This is a genomic window from Corynebacterium sp. CNCTC7651, assembly GCF_021496665.1.
Lineage (GTDB): Bacteria > Actinomycetota > Actinomycetes > Mycobacteriales > Mycobacteriaceae > Corynebacterium.
The window spans coordinates 2,344,000-2,367,218 of record NZ_CP071246.1 but is presented as its reverse complement, the minus strand read 5'-3'; the positions used below and the strand labels follow the sequence as shown (position 1 = coordinate 2,367,218).

General features: G+C 66.5%; 17 protein-coding genes, 1 tRNA gene and 1 pseudogene. 9 read left to right on the top strand and 10 right to left on the bottom strand.

Going from position 1 to position 23,219, the window contains the following annotated elements; all coding sequences use genetic code 11:
• Positions 1–426: 426 nt before the first annotated feature.
• On the bottom strand, positions 427–1,824 hold the full coding sequence (gene amn, locus JZY91_RS11265; RefSeq protein WP_234947931.1) for an AMP nucleosidase: 1,398 nt from the start codon (positions 1,822–1,824) through the stop codon (positions 427–429).
• Positions 1,825–1,842: 18 nt separating this feature from the next.
• On the opposite strand from amn, the gene JZY91_RS11260 reads away from it, so the two are divergent.
• On the top strand, positions 1,843–2,637 hold the full coding sequence (locus JZY91_RS11260; protein ID WP_234947930.1) for a hypothetical protein: 795 nt from the start codon (positions 1,843–1,845) through the stop codon (positions 2,635–2,637).
• A 48-nt stretch (positions 2,638–2,685) separates the two neighbouring features.
• Here the strand turns inward: JZY91_RS11260 and JZY91_RS11255 are convergent, their stop codons facing one another.
• A complete protein-coding gene (locus tag JZY91_RS11255) occupies positions 2,686–3,279 on the bottom strand; it encodes a TetR/AcrR family transcriptional regulator (RefSeq protein WP_234947929.1) in 594 nt (197 codons plus the stop codon).
• An 87-nt stretch (positions 3,280–3,366) separates the two neighbouring features.
• Between JZY91_RS11255 and JZY91_RS11250 the strand changes: the two genes are divergently transcribed.
• On the top strand, positions 3,367–4,725 hold the full coding sequence (locus tag JZY91_RS11250) for a M20/M25/M40 family metallo-hydrolase (RefSeq protein ID WP_234947928.1): 1,359 nt from the start codon (positions 3,367–3,369) through the stop codon (positions 4,723–4,725).
• On the opposite strand, the gene JZY91_RS11245 is transcribed toward JZY91_RS11250, so the two are convergent.
• On the bottom strand, positions 4,722–5,960 hold the full coding sequence (locus JZY91_RS11245; RefSeq protein WP_234947927.1) for an alpha-amylase family protein: 1,239 nt from the start codon (positions 5,958–5,960) through the stop codon (positions 4,722–4,724). The two genes, JZY91_RS11250 and JZY91_RS11245, sit on opposite strands and share 4 nt — an antisense overlap.
• 60 nt (positions 5,961–6,020) lie before the next feature.
• Positions 6,021–7,718 (bottom strand): glutaminase, encoded by a 1,698-nt coding sequence (locus JZY91_RS11240; protein WP_234947926.1) that lies wholly within the window; start codon positions 7,716–7,718, stop codon positions 6,021–6,023.
• A gap of 172 nt (positions 7,719–7,890) precedes the next feature.
• Here JZY91_RS11240 and JZY91_RS11235 point away from each other — a divergent pair, with 172 nt between their 5' ends.
• Positions 7,891–8,163: a DUF1540 domain-containing protein gene (locus JZY91_RS11235; RefSeq protein ID WP_234947925.1), complete on the top strand. Its 273-nt coding sequence runs from the start codon at positions 7,891–7,893 to the stop codon at positions 8,161–8,163.
• Between the two features lie 80 nt (positions 8,164–8,243).
• On the opposite strand, the gene JZY91_RS11230 is transcribed toward JZY91_RS11235, so the two are convergent.
• The 6 genes from JZY91_RS11230 to JZY91_RS11205 form a co-directional block, all read right to left on the bottom strand.
• Positions 8,244–8,987 carry a hypothetical protein gene (locus tag JZY91_RS11230; protein WP_234947924.1) on the bottom strand — a complete coding sequence of 248 codons (744 nt, stop codon included), beginning with the start codon at positions 8,985–8,987 and terminating at the stop codon, positions 8,244–8,246.
• 62 nt (positions 8,988–9,049) lie between these two features.
• Positions 9,050–10,495: an MFS transporter gene (locus JZY91_RS11225; RefSeq protein ID WP_370639227.1), complete on the bottom strand. Its 1,446-nt coding sequence runs from the start codon at positions 10,493–10,495 to the stop codon at positions 9,050–9,052.
• A gap of 58 nt (positions 10,496–10,553) precedes the next feature.
• On the bottom strand, positions 10,554–11,915 hold the full coding sequence (gene trpB, locus JZY91_RS11220) for a tryptophan synthase subunit beta (RefSeq protein WP_234947923.1): 1,362 nt from the start codon (positions 11,913–11,915) through the stop codon (positions 10,554–10,556).
• Positions 11,916–12,019: 104 nt separating this feature from the next.
• Positions 12,020–12,103, bottom strand: a tRNA-Leu gene (locus tag JZY91_RS11215).
• 53 nt (positions 12,104–12,156) lie between these two features.
• A complete protein-coding gene (locus JZY91_RS11210; protein ID WP_234947922.1) occupies positions 12,157–13,131 on the bottom strand; it encodes a cation diffusion facilitator family transporter in 975 nt (324 codons plus the stop codon).
• Positions 13,131–13,646, bottom strand: coding sequence for a transporter substrate-binding domain-containing protein (locus JZY91_RS11205; RefSeq protein WP_234947921.1), 516 nt, complete (start codon positions 13,644–13,646; stop codon positions 13,131–13,133). Before JZY91_RS11205 ends, JZY91_RS11210 begins: the two co-directional genes overlap by 1 nt.
• Before the next feature lie 185 nt (positions 13,647–13,831).
• Between JZY91_RS11205 and JZY91_RS11200 the strand changes: the two genes are divergently transcribed.
• The 6 genes and pseudogenes from JZY91_RS11200 (at position 13,832) to pknB (ending at position 23,197) form a co-directional block, all read left to right on the top strand.
• Positions 13,832–14,746 carry a DUF3662 and FHA domain-containing protein gene (locus JZY91_RS11200; protein WP_234949143.1) on the top strand — a complete coding sequence of 305 codons (915 nt, stop codon included), beginning with the start codon at positions 13,832–13,834 and terminating at the stop codon, positions 14,744–14,746.
• Positions 14,747–14,807: 61 nt separating this feature from the next.
• Entirely contained in the window at positions 14,808–16,673 is a 1,866-nt protein-coding gene (locus JZY91_RS11190; protein WP_370639226.1) for an FHA domain-containing protein, read from the top strand.
• The gene (locus JZY91_RS11185) at positions 16,674–18,032 is read left to right on the top strand and encodes an FtsW/RodA/SpoVE family cell cycle protein (protein ID WP_234947920.1); all 1,359 of its coding nucleotides are present in this window, start codon (positions 16,674–16,676) and stop codon (positions 18,030–18,032) included. It begins immediately after the preceding gene.
• Positions 18,033–19,496 carry a penicillin-binding transpeptidase domain-containing protein gene (locus JZY91_RS11180; RefSeq protein ID WP_234947919.1) on the top strand — a complete coding sequence of 488 codons (1,464 nt, stop codon included), beginning with the start codon at positions 18,033–18,035 and terminating at the stop codon, positions 19,494–19,496.
• Between the two features lie 15 nt (positions 19,497–19,511).
• Positions 19,512–21,112: pseudogene (locus JZY91_RS11175) on the top strand (protein kinase).
• 3 nt (positions 21,113–21,115) lie between these two features.
• Positions 21,116–23,197 carry a Stk1 family PASTA domain-containing Ser/Thr kinase gene (gene pknB, locus JZY91_RS11170; RefSeq protein WP_234947918.1) on the top strand — a complete coding sequence of 694 codons (2,082 nt, stop codon included), beginning with the start codon at positions 21,116–21,118 and terminating at the stop codon, positions 23,195–23,197.
• Positions 23,198–23,219: the final 22 nt, after the last annotated feature.

Genomic DNA, 23,219 nt, shown 5'->3' with positions numbered 1-23,219 from the left:
ACCCGCACGAACGCACCACCACGAACGTGCGCGAACGCGCGCGAACACGCCCCGCCGCCGCTCAGGGGCAGGTATTCAGGTCGATATGTTTATGTCGATGGGCTTAAGTCGATAACACAAGGTCATCGGCTTCTCAGACAGTTGTCTAGGTAAAACTGCATAAAATTTCTATCTGCAATTATCGACGGGAACACATGCCCCTGAACGTGACCTGCAGTTATGCCCCTAAGCGCCACATCGCCATATCCGCAGGTCAGAGGGAATGCGGGTTGACGGCCAACCGGCGCTACCACCCGCGAACCCGCGCGACGTGGCGAACCCGCGCGGACGTGGCGAACCCGCGCGAACGTGCCGAACCCGCGCGAACGCGCACGCACCACCACCACGAACCACCACGAACCCGCGCGAACCCCCGCCCCAGCGCCCCTACCTAAACGGCACCTCGCCGATCGTGCGCCGCAGCTTGCGGGTACGCAGCCTACGCGGATGCTTAGCCAGCCGCTCCATCGCGCGCACGGCGCACATCACCTCCTTGGAGTTGGAGTAAAAGGCCTGGGCGCCGGCCGGCAGCTTGGGCACGGCATGAAGCGGCAGGTCCGATACCGCGAGCAACGTGCCGTAGGGCACGCGGTAGCGGTAGCCGTTGGCGGCCAGCGTGCAGGATTCCATGTCCACGGCGGCGGCGGTGGAACCGCGCAGCCATTCCCATAGGTCGCGCGGGGATTTCCACTCCCAGTTCCGGTCGCCGGTGCTCAAGACGGTGCCGGTGCGCATGAGGGAGGTCTCGTCGCCGTAGACCTTGGCCACGGCCTTTTCCAGGGTGCGCTGGATTTCGGGCACCGCCGGAATGGGCTGGTCGCGGCGGATGTGGTCGTCCAACACGTGGTCGTGGCGCTCGTAGGCGTTGCCCAGGATCAAGTCGCCGATGCGCATGCGGGCGTCCAGGCCAGCGCAGTGCCCGATCATGATCCACGCCTCCGGGCGCAGCACCGCCAGGCAGTCCGTGATGGTCTTGGCGTTGGAGGGCCCGACACCGATGTTGATCATGGTGATGCCGTCGCGGTTGTCCGCCACCAAGTCATATCGCGGCATCTGGAACTTGGACCCCAGCTCAAGATCCTCCACGGCCACGGTGTCGGAGACCTTCTCGCCGGAAGGCAGCACCAGTCCGGTGTAGCGCGATTCCGGGTTGGACAGCTCGCGCACGCCGAAGCGCACGAACTCGGTCACGTGCATGGCGTAGTTGGTGAACAGGATGTACTTCTGCATCGTCTCCGGCGCGATGCCGGTGTAATGCTGCAACCGCGCAAGTGCCAGGTCAAAGCGCTGCGGTCCGAAGTGGAACAGGGGTTTCTCGTCGCCGTGGAAGGCGTCCCAGTGGCCGTCCACAATCGCGTCGTCCACAAAGTCCAGCGTCGGCCGAGGAATGTGCGCGGAATTGGTGGCGCGCACTTCGTCCAGCCCGCCCAAGCCATCAATGCCGGCAATGTATTCGGGGGGGATCCGCTCGTCGGAGTAGCCGACGTAGATATCGCACTCATAATGCGAGGTCAGCGCCTCAAGCTGCGCCTCCAGGTACGCCTGCATGAGGTCGGGGCGCGACAGCACGGCGGAGTACACACCGGCCTCATCCACGTACCCGAACGGCTCGGAGCGGTCGATGGGCTGCCATCTGGTCACGTCAACCGCGAGCTTGGGGTACCGCACGCCCGCGTAGCGTTCGAACTGCCCGCTGGAGATGGTGTCCTTGGCGAGCTGACAGGAAGCGTCGTAAAGCGAAATGAGCTCCGCTACCGCTTGGGTTGCGCTGGCGACTTTCTGCATAGGGCCTACACTACTTGCGTGTTTGGAAAGCGCACGTGGGCGAGTTTCGCTGCCCTCACCGCCGCCGCCCTGCTCGCGGCCTGTTCACCTGCGCCGGAGGCCCCGCTGGCGGTGGTCGAGGCCCCCGCCGTCGTGCCCAATCCGGGCGTGGATCCGGAGGTGCTGGAGGCGGCCATCGCGACCATCGAGGAGGCTACCGGGACTGAGCTGGGGCTCGCGCTTTTCGACGGTTCTTCCATCCTCACCCGCGGGTCCATCGCCTCCCTCCCGGCTTGGTCCACCATCAAGATCCCGATCTCTTTCGCCGCGCTGCGCCACTGCGACTACAACGAGGACTACTTAGAAGACCTGATCAGTGCCGCGATCGAGATCTCGGACAATGACGCAACCGACCTCCTGTGGGCGTGCCTGCAGGAGCCGGGCGGGGCGGAGATGCTGGTGCGCAGGGAGATCGGCTCCCGCGTGGACGTGGCGTGGGGCCGCACGCCGTGGCCGTTTGCCACGCAGGCGCGCTACGCGTGGGAGCTATCGCAGCGTGATGATCTGGAGGACAACGTGATCATCGGCCACATGCGCCACATTGACAAGGAGCAGACCTGGGGTTTGGGCAACCTCGGCATCCCCTTCAAGGGCGGGTGGGGCGACGTGGACGCGGATGGGTCCTGGCAGTCGCGCCAGATGGGGTTTGGCAAGCTCGGCGGGGTGACCTATGGGATTGCCATCGGCGCCGTGAGCAAGGACGGCTCCTTCCAAGCCACCACCGACGCGCTTGATGCGCTGGCAAAAGTACTGGCCTCCTTCAACGAGACCTAGCGGCCTGCCGGCCAGAGCCTGCCGGCCAGAGCCTGCCGGCCCCAGAACCTACAGGCCCTGCCCCATCGAGTACGCGCCCAGGGTGCGTCGCACGTCCTCAATCCGCTGCCCCAGCTCTTCCGCCGGAACCCGCTCGGCGAACCCGCGGGCAAACACCGCCTGGGTGCCGGCAGCGAGGAAGTACGCCGTGTCATCCACCATGGAATCAGTGGCCTGCACATCCGCAGCCTCAAGGTGCTGCACAAGCTGCTCGCGTACCGGGCCGTAGAGAATCTCCACCACGTGGTTGTTCAGTTCGCCGCGCGCTGCGGAGTTCATCAGCGAGCGGACAGCGTTGTCCTGCTCCCCCAAGCCCTCGAATAGCCGCGCCACCTGCTGCGGGTAATCCGTGTTCGGGCTGAACGTCTCCACAAACTCCCGGTACGCCGGTTCAATGACTGCCAGCCCGGCTGCCAGCAGCACCGCGTCACGGTCCGCAAAGTGCTCGTAGAACACCTGGCGGCTCACCCCGGCTTCCCGCACGATGCTGGTCACAGAAAGCTCATGCGCGGGTGTGGAGTCCAGCAGCGTCACCGTAGCGTTGAGCAGCGCCTGGCGGGTGCGAACCGCCCGCGGATCAGTGCTGGCCTCGCGTCGAGCCATGGGTACCGTCCTTTGTGTCAATGAGATAGCAGCATTTTGCCATACACCCAGATCGCCCGGATGTGATCGGCGCTACTATCTGCTTCCATGTACCCAGCCGACCCCACCGCAGCAGCAATCGCCCTGCTCAAGGACCTCATCCGCAACGCGTGCGTGAATGATCTGACACCGGATTCCGGCCAGGAAGTGCGCAACGCGGCAACGTTGGAGCGCTTCTTCAGCGATGTCACCGACCCAAACGGCACCACCGCCCCCAGCACCGTGCGCGTGCAGCGCTTCGAACCGCACCCGGGCCGCGTCTCCATCGCCTTCACCATCGACGGCACCGATCCGGACGCGGAGCCGCTCACCCTCCTCGGCCACACCGACGTGGTGCCGGTGGATGAGGCCAAGTGGACCCAGGATCCGTTCGGGGCCGAAGAGATCGACGGCAAGATTTACGGCCGCGGCGCCACCGACATGCTGTACATCACGGCGGCGATGGCGGCGGCTGTGAGGGACGTCGCCAAGCATGGGCCCCGTCCGAAAGGGACCGTGACCTTTGTGGGGTGCGCGGATGAGGAGGCGCGCGGGGGCTTGGGTGCCGGCTGGCTGGCAGAGCACGAGCCGGACGCGTTTTCTTGGCGCAACTGCCTGTCCGAGGAGGGCGGGTCGCACCTGCCCGTGGCGGATGGGTCGGACGCGCTGGTGGTCGTGATCGGGGAGAAAGGCGCAGGTCAGCGCCGCCTGACCATCCATGGGGATGCCGGTCACGGCTCCGCCCCGCACGGGCGCGACCTGGCGGTGGCGAAGATCGCGGAGGTGGCGCGCCGCGTTGCCGCCATCGAGCCCGAGGTCACGCGCGATGAGCCGTGGCCGGGCTACGTGCGCGCCTTCCGCTTCGATCCTGCTACGGAGCAGGCGCTTCTCGACGGTCACAGCTACACCGCCCTCGGCGAACTCCAGCGCTACTCCCACGCGATGAGCCACCTCACCATTGCGCCGACGGTGCTGCGCGCGGGCGGGGCGATTAACGTGCTGCCGTCCGTTGCCTGGTTGGAGCTGGACATCCGCCCGCTGCCCGGCCAGACCCAGGACGACATCGACGCGCTGTTGGTTGACGCGCTGGGCGACCTAGCGGAAGAGGTGGAGATCACCCACCTGATTACCGAGGACGCCACGGTCTCCCCCACCTCCGGCCCGCTGTATGAGGCGATTCTGGCCACCTTCGGGGAGTTCTTCCCCGGCGTACCCGTGGTGCCGACGATCGCCGCCGGCGGGTCCGACCTGCGTTTCGGCCGACGCAAGGGCGGAGTGGGCTACGGCTTCGCCCTGCACCAGCGCCACCAGACGCTCGGCAGGGTGCTAGACACCCTCCACAGCCATGACGAATACGTGGAGGTCGCGGACGTGGAGCTCACCGCGCAGGCCTACGTGAGCCTGGTGCGGCGCTTCGTGGGCGCCTAGGAGCGTTCGTAGAGCGTCTCCCCGCCCGCGCGGATGCGCACGCCCGGCGCGGGGTCCAGCCACGCGTCCAGCTGCAGCTCGCCCGCGCCGCCCTGGCCGTCAGCATCACTCTGGCCGCCCTGGCCCCCCGCGCCGTCTGCGCCGCCAGCCGCACGGGCGCGCAGGCTGATCGTCGGGTTGGTCTTGTCCAGCACCTCCACCTCCGCGTGGGTGAGCCACGGGTAGCGGCGGCGCAGGCCAATCAGCGCCTGGTGCTCGCGGAAGATCCACTCGCCAAGCGGCGACAGCTCGGCCGGCGTTGCGGGGAGCTGGGGGCGCACGGAATCGTCTGCCCCGAAGCCCTCGCCGCGCAGGCCCTGAAAGCCCTGCTCATCGCCGTAGTAGATGCTGGGCATGCCGGGGAGGACCATCAGGATGGCCAGTGCCAGGATCGCCTTGTCCTGGCCAACCTTGCTGGCAATGCGGTCCACGTCGTGGTTGCCAATGAACGTGTTCGGCAGCATCCGCGCCGCCATCGCTTGGTGGCGTTCGAGGGCGTGGGCGAGCTCCCAAAAGTTTTCGTCGTGAAGCGAGCTCCAAATGCCCTTCCACAGCTCGTACTGTGTGACGGAATCCAGCGTGCCGGCCTCGGCGATCTCGGCGTAATCGCCGTGGATGACTTCGCCCAGGAACATTGCGTCCGGGAATTCTTCGCGAACGCGGGCCAGCACGTCGCGCCAGAACTCGGGCGGGACGGAATAGGCGACATCCAGGCGCCAGCCGGCGATACTGCGGCGCAGCCAGTGCTTCATGATGTCCACCACCGCGTCGCGCACCCGCTCGTCCGCGTGGTGCAGGGTGGCCAGCTCGCCGTGGCCCTCCCAATCCGTGTCGCCGGCAAGGCCCTGCTCAACCCACTCGTGGGTGCGGGCGACGTGGTTGAACACGCCGTCCAGCATCACGTTGATGCCGCGGGCGTGGCACTCGGCAACGAGGTGGTCAAAGTCCGCGTCGTCCCCCAGGCGGGAGTCGATGCGGTAGTGGTCAATCGTGTCGTACCCGTGGCCCACCGATTCAAAGATTGGGGCGAGCAGCAGGCCGTTGCAGCCCAGCTCAATCAGGTAATCCAACCACGGTTCAAGGTCGCGCAGACGGTGGCCGGCATCTACTTCGCCGCGGTCCCTGATCGGCGCGCCAGTGGCGCCCAGCGGGTACACGTGCCACCAGATGGTGTTGGCAATCGTCTCCTTACTCACGCCTCCGACGCTACACGCCCCTACGTGCCCCACATCGCCAACGGGATTACGGCCGCCTCACTACGAATTTTCCGTCGCCTCCGGCGGGGCGGCCACCGCCGGCCCCTCGGCTTCGCCCTCGTCCCGCTTGATCAACGGCTCCAAGCGCTCGCGCAGGCGGTCGCGCCAGGTCTGCTCGGCCTCCTCGTAGGCTTCGTCGTGCGGCAAGAGGCCCCGGTGGGTGAAGTTGATTGTGGTTTCGCCCTCCGCGTCTTCCTCGATGTCGAAGATAAGGGAGGTGTCGTCCCAGTCCCGGTCCGATTTCTCGTCGCCGGTCGGCTCAACGTGCCACACCACGCGCTTGCCGTCGTCCGCCTCGCGGACGGTGAGCGCCACCTTCTGGTCGTCGCTTTCCACCGTGAAGCCGGCACCTTCTTCGTCTGCCTCGCCCTCCACGCGGTCCTCCCACCACTGGCGCGGTTTGGTGATGGCGTCGAACACCCGCTGGCGGGCGGCCGGCACGGTGAAGGACACCTCGAGGTCTTTCACCGACTCTGCCGTGGAGCCGTCCGAGAATTCGTAGTCCGGCAGCGCGCCCTCCGGGTCGTAGATCGCCACATGGGTGCCCTGCTCGCGGAAGTGCAGCAGCCCATCCTTGATCAGCTTGCGGCCAGATTTGTTGAAGGAGGTCACGCCAGACACGTCCAGCACCAGGTCGCCCTTGACCAAGTTCCGCTCCACCAGCTCGTGCAGAATCTTCTCCGCGGAAATGAAGTTGATGCGCCCCTGCAGCTCCACCACGGTGGTGTTGCCCTTGTGCTTCACGCGTCGAATGCCCGGCGCGATGTAGTAGTCCGAGGACATCAGGTTCAGGCCCAGCCCGCTGGACAGCTCCTTGAACACCTTCACGCCGCGCACGGAGTTGCCCTGCTTATCCAGCCGCGGGCTCAGGCTAGCCACGCCCATCTGGCTGGGGATGGTGCCAATCAGGCCGCCGGCTACGCCGGACTTCGCGGGGATGCCCACGTTGACCATCCAGCGGCCCGATGCGTCGTACATGCCCGCGGAGACCATCACCGCCTGGGTCACGCGGCAGGCTTCTGCGGTGAGGATCTTCTCGCCCGTAATCGGCTGGGTACCGCCGTTTGCCAGCGTCGCCGCCATGACGGCGAGATCCTTCACCGTCACCAGCACGGAACACTGCTTGATGTAGGTGGTCACGGCCTGGTGGGCGGAATCGGTCACCTTGCCGGCCTCACGCAGCAGGTGGGCAATAGCCATGTTGCGGTCGGCTCCGTCCATTTCGGACTGGAAAATTTCATCGTCGATACGCAGCTCCCGCCCCGCAAGGCGCGAGAGGTAGTCCCGGATCTTTTCAACCCTGTCCTCGATGGGAATGTTGGGGCCGCCGATGAGCTGGTTGACCGTGATCGCGCCCGCGTTGATCAACGGATTCACCGGGCGGCCCTGGCTGTCCAGGGAAAGCTCGTTGAACGCCTCGCCCGAAGGCTCCACGCCCACGTACTTGTGCACTTCCTCCGCGCCGTAGATGTCCAGCGCCAAGGCGTAGACAAAGGGTTTGGAGATGGACTGGATTGAGAATTCGTAGTCGGTATCGCCCACCGCGTAGACGTGGCCGTCGGTGGTGCAGAGCGCCAGGCCCAGCTTGTCCGGGTCCGCGTTCTTCAGCTTCTCGATGTAGTCGGCGGTCTCTCCCCCGTCCTGGTCGCGGACGGTATCGAGGATGTCTTGGAGATACTGGGGCACAGGCGATGGCATGGGCCCGAGTGTAGTAGCGAATTTCGCAACACTAATGTGCCGTTATTTCCGCAGGTCAGCGTAGGTTTCCCTTGCTTGCGCGGGAATTTTTGCGTGGTTAGTGTGGGCCTTGTCAGATACGCGGAAGTACCCCTGTTCACCAGATTCACCTTCTGCTTTTAAGGAGTCCACCATGGCTACCGCTACCAAGATCGCTTCCTGCTCCACCACTGCTTGCGCATTCAACGAGGGTGGTTGCACCGCGTTGGCTATCACCGTTGCAGGCACCGACACCGCTGCGTGCGGCACGTTCACTACCATCGACGCTCGCAGTTCCCGCCCCGCCGAGGGCCAGGTGGGTGCCTGCCACCGCCTCGAGTGCACCCACAACACCGACCTGATGTGCACCAACGAGTCCATCGAGGTCACCGGGGACGCGCAGTGCGCGAACTACGAGGTCGCTTAAGCTTTTCCTGCTTGACGACGATTGGTTACACGGGGCCCAGCCACCCGGCCGGGCCCCGTTTCCCACGCTCGGGCTAGCTGTCAGATACGCGATTCCGCGTGCCAACCCGAGGCTTGCGCGGCCAGGCCAGCGAGCTGGTCGGCCAAGTCTAGGAAATCGAGTGCCGGGCGCGGAAGCGCCACATGCACCGTCTCACGCTGCGTGGCGGTTGTGCGCAGCAGCGTGACACCAGTGGCGCAGACATCCACCACGAACAGCTGGTCACGGGTGTGACTGCAGCCGTTGTGCGGGCCGTGCTGCCCCGGGATGTTTGGCACGAGGCCAAGCACTGCGGCATCGAACAGCGTGTTCAGGCACCGTCCACCGAGGGAGAGCACCGCGTCGTGCGCGCCCACCCTGTCCTCGTCCACCTCGCCGATGCCCAGGGCCAGGGGACGTAGCGCATCGACGTCTAGGCGCGCGGGGGCACCGATGTGGTGGACGTACACCGTTTCTACATCCACCACGCCTGTGGCCCACAGCTCGTCGGTGTCCACCCACTCCACTGTGGCTAGCGCGTGCACGCTCGCGGCGGAAATGGTGACGTGAAACTGCGGAGCTTGGAACAGCACATCCATCCGCACCTCAAGCGGAGCAAACCCCGGCACATCCTCGCTGAGGCAGGTGACCACGAGGTTGCCCGCGGCGTCGAGCCCGTGGGTGGCTACGTCGATCACGGGTTGTTCCGGGTGGCGGTAGGCAACCAGCATCATGTCCCCGCCGCCGGCGAGCGCACGGGCGGCGATGTTGGCGGCGAGCGCCGTAGCTGCGTCGTCAGAATACATTTGGTTACCCTTACCTGTTGTGCCTAAGGTAACCCTACCCTAATGGGCGACGACTCCTCCGGTCAAGGGGTTGGAGAACCAGATTTCGGATTGTCCCGGAAGCACCACGCGGTGATCGCGGCAAAGCAAGCGCCGGCCGCCGCAAGCAGGAGGAGCACCCCGTGGTAGGCGTCGGCGTACGCAACCTCGTAGGGTTTGTCAGTCAAGCCAAGCTCCAGCCAGCGGGCAAGCAGCGAGCCGGTCACCGCCACGGTAATCAGCGCACCGAACTCGTAGGAGACCTCCTCCACGCCAGCGGCCATGCCGGAGCGGTGCAAAGGTGCGGCGCCGATGATGGCGATGGAGGCCACGCCCATGATCGCGCCGCCGGCCACACCCATCACCGCGAGCCCGGCAAGCTCGAGGGCGAACGACGCCCGCATGGAACCCCACATGAGCAGCAACGTGCCCACGAAGGCACCGGCGAAGCCGCCGGCAATCAGCGGCAGGAATCCCACCCTGCGCAGGTTCGCACCCGCGTACACCGAAGCCGGAATTGCGGCGACGGCCATGGCGACGATGGCCAGGCCTGCGTGCAGCGGGGAGAAACCGTCCGCAAGCTGGAGCTTCTGCACCGTCATCACCTCGGCGCCCACGAAGCAGATGATGCTGCCCACCGCGGCGACCACGCCGCCGGTGAACAGGCGTGAGCGGAAAATGTCGAAGGTGAGCAAGGGGTCGCTCAGAAGCGTCTGTCGCTTGCCAAAGAGCACCCCGCCGACCACGGCCGCGACCAGCGCCGCCGCAAGCGGTGCCCCGGTGCGCTCCGGGTTAGCGGCCTCCTTGATGCTCATGGTGAGGCCGAGCAGGGCGATGAGCGCGTAGACGGAGGACGTGGCGTCCCAGTGCTTCGCCGGGTTGGGCACGTTGGCGGGCGCGAGCCACATGGTGAGGATCAGCGCGATGACCACCACGGGCACGTTGATGAGGAAGACGGAGCCCCACCAGAACACCTCCAGCAGCGCGCCGCCGATCAGCGGGCCGAGTGCCGCGCCGACGACGGCGATGGAGCTCCAGATGCCGATGGCGGTGTTGCGCTCCTGCTCGTCCTCGAAGGTGAGGCGGATGAGCGCCAGGGTGGCGGGCATCATCGTCGCGCCGCCGATGCCAAGGAACGCGCGGGCGGCCACCAGCGCCCACGCGGTGGGCGCGAACGCCGCGGCCAGGGACGCCACGCCGAAAATGAGCAGGCCGATGGTGAACATGCGGCGGTGGCCAACCTTGTCGCCTAACGTTCCCGTGCCCAGCAGCAGGCCGGACAGCATGAGCGGGTAGGCGTTGATGATCCACAGCGACTGCCCCGGGTTCGCCCCGAGCTGTTGGGAGAGCACCGGCAACGCCGTGTACAGGATGGAGTTGTCCAGGCTGATCATGAACAGCCCGAGCGAGATCACCCCGAAGAACGTCCACCGCTGCGCGGCGGTGGTTGGCTCGGGTCGCGGACGCCTGGCCGCGGGTTGCGTAGTCACGCCAGGGGACTTTAGCGCCCGCGTTCCCCGCCGGCGCTCACCGGCCGTCCGGTCCCCCCTAGTGGTGCGCCACCGCGTTGTCGCCCTCGCGCTCGTTGGAGGCGCTGGTCATCTGGGAGAGCACCTCGGTCACGCGGATGTCACCCACCGGGGAGGCAAACGGGTCCTCGTAAATCTGGTCGCCCAAGATGTTGAACACGTACTCCATATCCTTGTCCCCGCGGCCAGACAGGTTGACCAGGATGTTCAGCTCCTCGCCCGCGGCCTCCGCCTCTTCTGCCATGCGGAACGCCTCCGCGAGCGCGTGGGAGGACTCGAGCGCGGGGATGATGCCCTCGTAGCGCGCAAGGATGCGGAACGCCTGCAGCGCATCCGCGTCCGTGGCCACCACGTACTCCGCGCGGCCGGTGTGCATCAGGTGCGCATGCTCCGGGCCCACACCCGGGTAGTCCAGGCCGGCGGAGACGGAGTGGGACTCGCTCAACTTCTCACCGTCCGGGCCGGTGACCACGTAGGAGCGGGAACCGTGCAGGATGCCGATCGTGCCGTGGTTCAGCGGCGCGCCGTGCTTGCTGGTGTCCAGGCCCTCGCCCGCCGGCTCCACGCCGATCAGGCGCACCTCCGCGTTGCCCGGCTGATCCTCCAGGTACTGGGCAAACGCGCCGATAGCGTTGGAGCCGCCGCCAACTGCCGCCACCACCGCGTCCGGCAGCCTGCCGGTCTCTTCCTGGATCTGCTCGCGGGACTCGCGCGACACCACGGCCTGGAACTCCTTGACCAGGCGCGGGAACGGGTGCGGGCCGCAGGCGGAACCCAGCACGTAGTGGGTGGTGGAGAGGTTCTCCACCCAATCCCCCAGCGCCACGTCGATGGCGTTGGACATGGAGCCGCCGTCCTCGCTGGTCACCGGCACCACGGTGGCGCCCATCATGCGCATGCGGCGCACGTTCGGCTGCTGGCGTGCCACGTCCTGGGCACCCATGTAGATCACGCACTCCATGCCCATCAGCGCCGCCACCATCGCGGTCGCGGTGCCGTGCTGGCCGGCGCCGGTCTCCGCCACCAGGCGGGTCTTGCCCAGGCGCTTGGCAATCAGCGCCTGGGCCAGCACCTGGTTGCCCTTGTGCGCGCCGCCGTGGGCCAGGTCCTCGCGTTTGAGGAAGAGCCGGACGCCCTGCATCTTCTCGCCCGGATTCTGCTTGGAGCGCGGCAGGTTCGCGCATTCATACAACGGGGTCGGGCGGCCCAGGTACTTGGCCTGCAGCTCCGCCAGCTCGGCGAGGAACTCCTCGTCCTCGCGCGCCTCCACAAACGCCTTCTCCAGCTCATCCAACACTGGAAACAGCGGTTCCGGCACGTACTGGCCGCCAAATTCTCCAAAGTAGGCGTCAATGAGGGTTTCCCGGGTCTGCTCGGTCATGGTGCGCTGGCCTTTCTTCCGTACTGATTGCAGAAAGCGTAGCCCAGCGCATGCGTAAGGCCCCGAGACACCTGCTAACCGGCGTTTCGGGGCCTTACCATCTGTGCCCGGGGGGGGACTTGAACCCCCACGTCCTTGCGAACACTGGCACCTGAAGCCAGCGCGTCTGCCAATTCCGCCACCCGGGCGGGCGACTCGCTTACTATAGCATCGCGCCACACGAGCGAAACAAATCGCCAGCTCAGCGCAGGAATTCAGGGATCTCCTCCACCGGAACAACCGACACATCGTGGAGTTGGAAATCGAGGTGTTCAACTGAACGTCGTAAAGCAGCAAGCTCCTGCACGCTCGGATTGTGCCCCGGCTGCGGGACCACGAAGATCTCGGCGTGCAGGACGTGGCCCAGGTCGCGGAAGCGGCCGTTCGCCTCCGCCACCCAGGCTGGGGCCCCGGCGATGTTCAGCGCCTTATCTATCAGCGGGTGCTTGTTGCCGTGAATGTCGGTGGGACGGCCGTCCACCAGGTCGCGCACGGAGGTGCGGAGGTTGGACCAGCCGTCGTCGATAATGGTCACGGACACCACCACCGCCGTCAGCGCGTCCATCCACCACCAGCCGACGCCAATGATGCCCAGCACGCCAATGATGGTGGCCACCGCCGTCATCCAATCGGCCTTGTTCATGTCCGCGTCCGCGTAAAGCACCTTGTCCGGGAACTCCTCCACCAGCTTCAGCTTCAGGCGCCCAAGAATCACGGGGCCGGCGGCGGAGACGGCCATCACCACAATCATCAACCAGCCCAGCCAGATGCTGTGGCCGAAGAGCACCACCGTGCCAATCGGCGGGCGCTCCCGGTGCACCAGACTCATCACACCCTCAAACAGCAGGTAGATACCCATGGCGAAGAGGGCAAAGGACGCGACCAGGTACCCCACGCCGATGTCGCGGTGGTGGCCGTAGGGGTGCTTGGCATTTGCTTGACGACGGATCGTCCACGCCGCCACCAAGAACGCCACCGGTGGCAGGAGCTCCAAAATGTCCTCGTACCAGGCGGTCTTCATCGCCTGGCTCTGCCCGGCCACCAAGCCCACTAGTGGGATGGTGACCAGCTTGACCGCGATGGTGATCCACTCCAGGCGGACCGCCTTGCGCATGAGCTTTTGCTGGTCTGCCGGCAGCGTCTCCCGCCCGCTGCGCGTGCTCGCTTCCTGCACCATCAGATCTCACCCGCCTCGCGGCTTAGGAACCGCTCCAGCTCCGTCAGCATCCGGTTCTCCCCCAGCCCCACGCCCATCACGGTGCCGCCGGTGGGTTTGAACGGCCGGGTCAGCGCCATCGAATCCTCCCAGGGCGCATCCTGCGCCAGCCCACCGATGGCAATGTCCACCTCGCGGTCCTCAATCCACCGCGCCAAGTCACTCTCCGAGCCCACGCGCCACTGCACGTCCGCACCGATCTCGCGCGCGAACTTCTCCACCAGCTCCGCGTCCGTGCCCCGCACCGCGCCCGCTTCGCCCCGCATCTCGACGCGTTGCGTATCGACGATCGTCCACGGCGCGCGCGGCGACACACCCACCACTAGCGTCCCGCCAGCGACACGGTTATAGGTGCCGTCCGGGTCGGCCGGGATGGCTGGGATAGTGCTGCAGCTGGCTAGGCCGGTACCTGTAATAAGCAGCGCGATTGCAGTCGCGGCGTGTAGAGCTGGGCGCGCGGCCCACCCACGTTTCATGCGGCAGAGCTTACCCGTGAACGCCCTGCCAGCACCCCGCACAATCACTGGTGCTCTAGGTTGCGGGGGCTTGGCAACATATACTTACTGCGTCGAAAAGCACCCGAAGCTCGCTCGACCGTTTTCGCATGCGTGGAAAGCGTTGCAAGCTGCAGGCATCAGGCAACAGGAAGGAGGTGCGGGAAGTGTCGTTCATGGACAGGCTGGCGAAGCTGGACAGCTCCATCCAGCGCGGGCTGGATAACTCGATGGCGGCGGTGTTCGGCGGCAAAGTCGTGCCGGCGGAGATTGAGGAGCTGATCCGGCAGGAAGCGCAGGACTCCGTGGTGGAGACGGACCGCGACGAGATCGTGGCGCCGAACGTCTACGCAGTGGGCGTGTCCTCCAAGGACCTGGAGAACCTGTCGCAGCAGCGCGACCTTCCCGTGGACCTCGCCGAGCAGCTCATGCGCTACGTGCGCAACCAGGGCTGGTTCCTCGACGGGCCGGCCGTGGTCCGCATCGCGGAAGAGTCCGGCCTGCGAACCGGCCAGCTGCGGGTGTCCTCATATATCGATTCAGAGCCGGACGTGGCCAGCGGTTTCGACGCAATTCTTGCGGAACCGAAGCCGCGCTCCGCCGGCCTTTCGGCGTTGGCGAAACACCAGGAGGATCAGATGTCCGAACCCAATTCGACCGCCCAGCCCGGAGCGGGTACGCACCCGACCGTGAGCCTGCTGCTGCAGGACGGCTCTTCCCGCACCTACTTGGTGCAGGAGGGCTCCAACATTCTCGGCCGCTCCAACGACGCGGATTTCCGCCTGCCGGATACCGGGGTGTCTCGCCAGCACGCGGAGATCACGTGGGACGGCGAGGTTGCGGTGTTGGTGGACCTGCAGTCCACCAACGGCACCACGGTGAACGATGAGCCGGTGGAGAACTGGATGCTGGCGGATGGCGATGTGATTACGCTGGGCCACTCCCACATCGAGGTGCGCATTGTGGAGCCGCGCGCGGCGAGCCCGCTGGCCCAGGTGACGCAGCAGCAGCCGCAGCCCGGCGCGGCCGGTGCGCCGACGGAGGCGGCAAGCCACCCGAGCACGGAATACTTCGGCCAGTAGTTCACACAACCGCGCAACCGCTGTGGTTGCGCCGACATCGCCCAAAGGAAGGTGACGCCACATGGATGAGATGGTGATCCTCAGCTCCCGTTTCGGGTTGCTTGCCCTGCTGTGGGTGTTCATCTTGCTGGTGATGTGGGTCCAGCGCAGGGATATTAAGGCGGCGGCTGGGGCTGTGCGTCGCCAAGCAGTAGCCCAAGCTCCCATCAAGCGTGAGAAGGCGCGCGAGATCACCGTGGTGGAGGGCCCGCTGAAGGGCTCCCACATGGAGATTGCCAGCGTGGAGGACGTCACCATCGGCCGCGGGCCGGACAATGACTTCCAGCTGGGCGATGATTTTGCGTCCTCCCGCCACGCGCGCCTGTTCCGGCGGGGCAGCGAGTGGTTTGTGGAGGACCTAGACTCCCGCAACGGAACGTTTGTGCAAGGCATGCGCATCGACCAGCCAACGGGTGCAGGTTGGCACCGACATCAAAATGGGACGCACGATTGTGAGGCTTGTGCCATGACGACACCCGCAAAGAACACCCAGCAGCGACTGCGGCTGGACTTTGTCGCAGCGTCCGACCGCGGCTTAGTCCGCGGCAACAACGAGGACTCCGCATACGCCGGCCCGCACCTGCTCGCGCTGGCGGACGGCATGGGCGGCCACGCGGCGGGCGAGGTCGCGTCCCAGCTCATGGTCACCCACCTGGAGCACCTGGACAAGGAGCCGGGGGATGCGGATCTACTCGCCCTACTAGGTGCCGCTGCGGAGGACGCCAACGCCGCCATCGAGGATTCCGCGGCGCAGCACCCGGAGCAGCAGGGCATGGGCACCACGCTCACGGCTCTGATGTTCAACGGCACCGCGTTCGGCATGATCCACGTGGGCGATTCCAGGGGCTATCTGCTTCGCGACGGCCAGTTGACCCAGCTCACGGTAGACGACACCTTTGTGCAGTCCCTGGTGAACGAGGGCAAGCTGAACGCGGAGGATGTCTCCTCCCACCCGCAGAAGTCCCTGATCCTGAAGGCCTACACCGGCCGCCCAGTGGAGCCGCACCTGGAGATGGTGGAGGCCAAGGCGGGCGACCGCGTGCTGCTGTGCTCCGACGGCCTGTCGGACCCGGTGACCAATGAGACCATTGCGGTCGCCCTTGACCAGGGCAGCCCGGAGATCGCGGCGCAGCGGCTGGTTGAGCTGGCCCTGCGCTCCGGCGGCCCGGACAACATCACGGTTGTGGTGGCGGATGTAGTTGCCGGGGAGGCGCCCGCAAGCGAGAAAAGCCCCTCCCCCGCCATTGTCGGCGCGCTGGCACCGAGCTACGAGCCGACCCACCCGAACTCTTCCGCCAGCCGCGCGGCCGCCCTGCTGCGCAAGTCCGAGACCATCCAGCCGGACCACAACCGGGCGAAGCTGCAGCCTGCGGAAGGCGGCGCGACGCTGGCCGATTCCGGTGCGGCGGGCGCGGACGAGGAGGGTCCCCATCGGCCTAAGCGCACCGTCTGGCCGTGGGTAGTCGGCGCATTGCTGCTGGCGCTGATCCTGGTCTTCGCCGGCGTGATGTGGGTGCAGAACAGAACCTCCGACCAATACTTTGTGTCCGTCGATGAGGACGGCGCGTTTGTCATCGAGCACGGTTCGAAGCAGGACCGCGAGGGCATCCAACGCGCGTGCATCGACGAGAAGAACCAGCTGCGCATTGTGAACGTGGAGGTGGAGGATTCCTCCAGCTGCAACCTGTTCAAGCAGGAGGATCTGCCCGAAAGCCAGCGCGGCACCGCTGAGCGTTTCGGCGGCGGCACCTATGACGATGTGCTGGGCCTGTTGGGCCGGCTTGCGGATGAAGCGCTGCCGGTCTGCGTAGACAAGTCCGGCGCGGAGAAGGCCAGCGCGAACGGCAGCGCCAACGCTGCTACCGCAGCGTGCCGGGAGGTGAGGTAGATGGGTGCTTTCAGCATGCGCGGCAGGGAGTTCTTCCTGCTGCTGTGCTCCACCGGGCTGCTGGCGCTCATGCTGTTCAGCCTGGAGCTGAGCCAGGGCCGCGCCTTGAGCCAGGACATGCTGATCTTGATCGGCGGGTTCATCGGCGTATACGCGGTGGCGCACATCGCCATCGGGTTCCTCGCGCCGCATGCGGATCAGACGATGTTGCCGATCGTGTCCCTGCTCAACGCCATCGGCCTGGTGATCATTTACCGCATTGACCTGGCAGACCGCCCCCAGTACGGGCCCTTGGCGGAGCGGCAGATGATGTGGTCCTTCGTGGGCGTGGTGCTGATGGTGATCACGCTTGCCATCGTGCGCGACCACAAGGCGCTGTCGCGCTACTCCTACCTGCTCGGCCTTGTCGGGTTGATACTTCTGGCATTACCGCTAGTATGGCCTCAACCGCCGGGTTTTGCGGACGCAAGAATTTGGCTGTGGCTGGGTCCCTTCTCCATCCAGCCAGGCGAATTCTCCAAGATCCTGCTGCTGATTTTCTTTGCGCAGCTCTTGGCTCAAAAGCGCGCCCTGTTCACGGTGGCGGGCAAGCGTTTCTTGGGGTTGACGTTTCCCCGCCTGCGGGACCTGGCGCCGATTCTGGTGGTGTGGGCCATCGCCATGCTGATCATGGCCGTGTCCAATGACTTTGGCCCGGCCCTGCTGCTTTTCGCCACCGTGCTGGCCATGGTGTACTTTGCCACCTCCCGCGCGTCCTGGCTCTTCATCGGCGTTGGCCTGGTAGCCATCGGCGGCTACGCTGTCTACCAGGTCAGCGAGAAGATTCAGCAGCGCGTGTCCAACTTCATCGACCCGTTCGCGGACTTTGACGGCATTGGCAACCAGCCCGCCAACGCCCTGATCTCCCTGAGCTGGGGCGGCTTGACCGGCACCGGCTTGGGCTACGGCCACCCGGAGCTCGTGCCCGTGGTGCACTCGGACTACATCCTGGCCGCGATTGGTGAGGAGCTGGGGCTGATCGGCGTGGCAAGCGTCCTCGCCCTCTTTGCCATCCTGATCACCCGCGGCTTCCGCGCCGCGCTCTCCGTGCGCGACACCTACGGCAAGCTCCTTGCCGCAGGCTTGGCGACGACGATTGCAATCCAAATCTTCGTTGTTGCAGGCGGCATTTCCTCCATGCTGCCCATGACGGGCCTGACCACGCCGTTCATGTCCGCGGGCGGCAGCTCCATCATGGCGAACTACATCCTGCTGGCGCTGTTGCTGCGCATCTCCAACTCGGCCAACCGCCCGGCGGAGTTCGACGCCAACGCGATGACGAAGGCGCCTGGACGGGCACGCGCGGAGGTGACCGCCTAGATGAATAAGTCCATCCGATTCGGGGCGATCTTCTCGCTCCTGCTCATCATCGCCCTATTGGTGCACTTCACCGTGGTGCAGGGTTTCCGCGAGGACGAGTACGCCCAGGATCCGCGCAACTCCCGCATCACCATGGAGCTGAAGCGCATCAACCGCGGCCAGATCAACGCGGGCGGGCAGGTGCTTGCAGAGTCCTTCAAGAACGACGCCGGTTTCTACCAGCGCGCGTACCCCAACATGCCCTTCTCTTTCGCGCCGGTGCTGGGCTACGTGTCTGATCTCTACGGCACCGCGCAGCTGGAGGCGGGGTACAACGGCGCGCTGACCGGTGAGAACACCCGCTCCTCCTCCCGCTTCCTGCGCACAGGCCAGGAGGATGACCACCTTGGCAACTCCGTGGAGCTGACCATTGACCCGAACCTGCAGGCGCTGGCCTTTGACCAACTGAACAGCCGCGGGTTCGAGGGCGCGATTGTGGCCCTGCGGCCCTCCTCCGGCGAGGTGCTGGCCATGGCGTCCACCCCGTCCTATGACCCGAACTTGATTGCCAACCCGGATACTGCGGAGTCCGCCTGGGCAGATGTGAACAACAACCCGGGCAAGCCGCTGCTGAACCACGCGACGCAGGAGCAGCTGCCGCCGGGCTCCATTTTCAAGATTGTCACCACCGCCGCGGGCCTGCGCGCCGGCTTCACGCCGGACAGCCTGCTGACGGGTGAGGCGCAGACCATCCTGCCGGGCACGGACATCCCGCTGACCAACTACGGCGGCATGCCCTGCGGCGGAGGCGGCGACGTCACCCTTCGCACCGCGTTCGCGCTGTCCTGCAACACGGCGTTTGTGCAGATGGGCCTGGAAGCCGGTGCTGACGGCCTGCGCGAGGCCGCGGCCGCGTTTGGCGTCGGCGAGCGCTACGACATGGGCCTGCCTGCCGCCGCGGGCTCCCTCGGCGACCTGCCGAGCGGGCCGGAGGTGGCGCAATCCTCCATCGGCCAGCGCGACGTGACCATGACGGCACTCCAGGCCGCAGTGATGGCCGGCACGGTTGCCAACGAGGGCAAGCGGATGTCCCCCTACGTGGTCAAGCGAGTGCTCCGCCCAGATCTCACGGAGATCTCCGCCAACAAGCCGCGCCAGCTCAGCGATGCCATCACGCCGGAGGAAGCAAACACCATCGCGGACCTGATGTACGGCTCCGAGCGCGCGACCTGGGGCTATGACGGCAACGGCTTCGCCTCCAAGACCGGCACCGCCGAGCATGCGGAGGGCGCGGACCCGCACGTGTGGTACGTGGCCTTTGACAAGGGCAAGGACGTGGCGGTGGCCGTGGTGGTGAAGAACGGCGGCAACCTCGGCGCCGGCGCCACCGGCGGCCAGGTGTCCTCCCCGCTGGGCCGCGCGGTGCTCTACGCCGCGCCCGCGCCGCCCGCACCCGCCCCCGATTCCAACGCAGCCCGAAACTAAGAAGGTGAGACAAGCATGAACACTGAGAACCGCGAGGACCTGCAGCAACTCATCGGCTCGGACTACCAGCTGCAGTGGATCATCGGCCACGGCGGCATGTCCACCGTCTGGCTGGCGGATGATGTGGTGAACCAGCGCGAGGTTGCGCTCAAGGTGCTGCGCCCCGAGTTTTCGGCCAACCAGGAGTTCCTGGACCGCTTCCGCAATGAGGCGCTGGCGGCGGAAGGCATCAACTCCCCCAACGTGGTGGCCACGTATGACTACCGCGAGGTGCAGTCCCCGGCCGGGTTCACCCCATGTGCTTCATCGCCATGGAGTACATCCGCGGCGAATCCCTGGCGGACCTGATCGCCCGCGAGGGCAAGCTGGACGAGGATGTTGCGCTGGACGTGCTGGAGCAGGCCGCGCACGGCCTCGCCCTGATCCACCGCATGGGCCTGATCCACCGCGACATCAAGCCGGGCAACCTCATGATCACCCAGAACGGGCAGATCAAGATCACGGACTTCGGCATTGCCAAGGCCGCCGCCGCAGTACCGCTCACCCGCACCGGCATGGTGGTGGGCACCGCCCAGTACGTTTCCCCGGAGCAGGCCCAGGGCCTGGCGGTCTCGCCGGCGTCGGACGTGTACTCGCTGGCAGTGGTGGGCTACGAGATGCTTTCCGGCACCCGCCCGTTCACCGGCGATTCCTCCGTCTCCGTCGCGCTGGCGCACGTGAATAATGAGCCGCCGCCGCTGCCTATCTCCGTCTCCGCCCCGGCACGTGAGCTCATCGAGATCGGCCTGCGCAAGGACCCGGAGATGCGCTTCCGCGACGGCAACGAGATGCAGCTGGCCGTCAGCCAGGTGCGCGACGGCATGCGCCCGGCGCAGCCCGGGGGCCGCACCCAGGTCATCGCCACCGAACCCTCGCCGACGGCTTCGACGCAGATGCTTGCCGACGTTTCCGAGAACCGCACCACCCGCCCTGCCGGCGCCTATCCACCGTCGGCCGCTAGGGCGGTTGCCGCGAACCGCCAAGCCCAGCAGCCACCGGTTCCCCAGCGCCAGGTGGCTCCACAGCCGGCGCCCGTGCCAGCTCGTGCGGCTGCTCCGGTGTCGGGGCGTGGGCAAGGGAACGTCGAAAAGCAAAAGTCCTCGAAAGCGGGCCCGATTATCGCGACGCTGTTGACGCTGGCCCTGGTGGGCGGCGGTGCGGCGTGGGCGTGGTCAAGCGGTGCGCTGGACCGGGTGCTCACCCCCCGCTCGACGACGACCACAACGCCGACTCCGCCGACCACGGCGACGACCGAGACGACGCAGACCACCACGGTGGAAACGCAGGTCAGCACCACAACCGTGCAGGAAACGGTGCCGGAGCGGCCGACGCCGACGCGCGAGGTGCGCGAGCCGGGCACGGTGACGTTCGACCCGGCGCCGGAAAACAGCGCCCCGGCTCCGAGCAACCCGCAGCAGTCCTCGCAGCCGCCGGCGCCGCAGCGCACGACGGCGCAGCAACCCTCGCAGCCGTCCCCGCAGGTGCCGGCACCGGAAAATGAACAGCAACAGCCTGGCCAGGGGCAGGGTGGGCTAGAATTACCAAACGCCACACCCGCCCCAGGAGGTAACACGTAAACCATGAAGATCGCTGACCGCTACGAGCTCGGTGACATCATTGGCACCGGTGGCATGAGCGACGTGTACGCCGCCACCGACACCGTGCTGGGGCGCGACGTTGCCGTGAAGATGCTCAAGATCGACATGGCGCGCGACGAGAACTTCCGCGAGCGCTTCCGCCAGGAGGCGAAGAACTCCGCGCGGCTGAACCACCCCAACATCGTGGCGGTGTATGACACTGGCGCGCAGGTCATCGGCGGGGTGAACATCCCGTTCATCGTGATGGAGCGCGTCACCGGACGGAACCTGCGCGACATTGTGCGGGGCGACGGCCCCCTGTCCCCCCACGATGCCGCTGCGCTGCTCCAGCCGGTCACGCGCGCGCTGCAGTCCAGCCACGACGCCGGGATTATCCACCGCGACATCAAGCCGGCCAACATCATGGTCACCAACACTGGCGAAGTGAAAGTGATGGATTTCGGCATCGCGCGGGCGTTGGATGATTCCACCTCGGCGATGACGCAGACCTCCGCCGTCATCGGCACCGCGCAGTACCTCTCCCCGGAGCAGGCGCGCGGCAAGGCTGCCGACGCTCGCAGCGACATCTACGCGCTCGGCTGCGTGATGTATGAGGCCGTGACCGGCACCCCGCCGTTTGAGGGCGAGTCCCCCTTCGCCGTGGCGTACCAGCACGTGCAGGAGGATCCGCAGCCGCCGAGCGAGCGTATTAGCGCCACGTTGAGCCCCAACGAGGCCGTGAACGTGGACTCCGTGATCCTGACTGCCATGGCCAAGCACCCGGCGGATAGGTACCAGAGCGCCGATGAGATGTGCGCGGACCTGGCGCGGCTTGAGCGCGGCTCCGTCACCAACGCCGCCCGCAGCCACCTCGCCGCCGCAGAGCAAGACCTTGGTGGCCGCAGCGGATACAACAGCTCCGACACCACCGTGGTCGCGGCACCCGTGCGTTCCGGCCAGCCGCCGCGCAGGGAGCCAGCGCGCCGCGACGTGGCGCCGCGCGAGGACATGCGTGCGGCCGCTCCCGCCGCCGGCGCGGGCGCCGCAGGCGGGGCAGGTGGGGCCTCGCGCTACGAGGATCACCGCCGCGCGAACGAGAAAACGTCCAGCAGCAGCTGGATGAAGTGGGTTGCCTCGCTGCTGGGGCTCGCCCTGCTGGCGGGCACCGGCTGGCTGGCGTACACCTACTTCTCCACCCCGGAGCCGCAGCAGGACCAGGCACCTGCGCAGCCGCAGATGGTGGCGCTGCCGGACGTGAACGGCAAGCCGCGGCACGAGGCGGTGGCTGAACTCGAAGGCTTGGGCTTCAAGGTTGCCGTGTCCGATCAGCCCAGCCCCGACGTACCGCGCGGGCACGTGGTTGGCACGAACCCGGTCGCAGGCTCCGAGCTCGCCCCGGGCACCCTGATCACGGTCAACGTGTCCACCGGCCGCGAGATCACGGACGTGCCGGACCTGACCAACCTCACCGCGCAGGACGCTGCCGCGGCGCTGGAAGAGGCTGGCCTGGAACTGAACGAAGACATCCGCCGCGAAAGCTCTAACGACGTGCCGGAGGGCATTATCACCTCCCAGTACCCGGCCGCGGGATCCCAGATTTCCAAGGGGTCGAAGGTAACCATCACGGTGTCCACCGGCCGCGAGCGGGTGACCATCCCGTCCTTGGAGGGCCTGAACGTGAATCAGGCAACCGCCACGTTGTCCCAGCTCAACCTGCGTTCCACCGTCACCCGCGTGGATTCGGAGCGTCCGGACGGCGAGGTACTCGGTGTCGCCGGCGCCAACACCGAGGTGGAAACCGGCACAACGGTGGAGCTGCGCGTGTCCAACAACATGCTGATGACCATGCCGCAGATTACCCGCATGAACCCGAGCGACGCGGACCGGACCATGCGCGCCGCCGGCTGGAACGGCCGCCTAGTCGCCGGCCCGACGGTGCCTACCGGCGCGCTGGTGGATTCCGGCCTGATCGGCCACCAGGAGATCCCCGCCGGCAACACCATCCGGAAGGACCAGGCGATTGGGTACAACCTGTGGGAGTTCGACGCAGCCGTGCTCAATCCGCTGAATAACCAGGGCAACTAGGCCGGTGCTACCCTATTGCCAG